Raw genomic sequence first — 538 nt, 5'->3', positions numbered from 1 at the left:
GGTGGTGGTTCCCGCAGCCGGGGCGATCGGCGCGGGGCGTCGGCGATCCGGCCGGATCGTCCCGAGATTACCCGACAATGGTTTTCATGACGGTGCGGGGGTTCCGGCTCCCACCCTCCGGGTTCCGGGGGCGCCGACCTCGGCGTGGCTCCCCGGGTGGAGCAGGGGGAGCTCCACGTGCAGGATCCCCTGTCCGCCGTCCGGGGCCGACCGTTCGTCGCACACCACCTTCCCCAGCGACCGCCAGAACGCCTCGGCTCCCGGCACGGTGGGGTCGGTGTGCAGGTAGAGCGAGCGGTAGCCGCCCTCCGCGACGGCGAAGGCGACGAGCTCGTCCACCATGCGGCGGGCCAGGCCGCGCCGTCGGTGTTCCGGGCGCACGTAGACCCGGCGCAGTTGGGCGGTCTCCCCCGAGGGGTAGCGCTCGGCGAGCCAGGCGGGGTTGGGCGGGTGCTGCGGGCCCCTGGAGTCCAGCGCGGCGGGCCCCACCAGGATTCCGACACCGATGAAGGCTGCGATCAGGGTTTGGCGCTGCCAG

General features: G+C 73.8%; 1 protein-coding gene. It reads right to left on the bottom strand.

What is annotated here, in order from left to right; all coding sequences use genetic code 11:
* Window positions 1–84: 84 nt before the first annotated feature.
* A partial coding sequence (locus FNQ90_RS26260) for a GNAT family N-acetyltransferase (protein WP_182608569.1) occupies window positions 85–538 on the bottom strand: 454 nt, incomplete at its 5' end.

The sequence above is a fragment of the Streptomyces alkaliphilus genome (assembly GCF_014141535.1).
Taxonomy (GTDB): domain Bacteria; phylum Actinomycetota; class Actinomycetes; order Streptomycetales; family Streptomycetaceae; genus Streptomyces; species Streptomyces alkaliphilus.
Note: the sequence above shows the minus strand (reverse complement) of the source record. Positions and strands in the feature narration are given on the sequence as shown.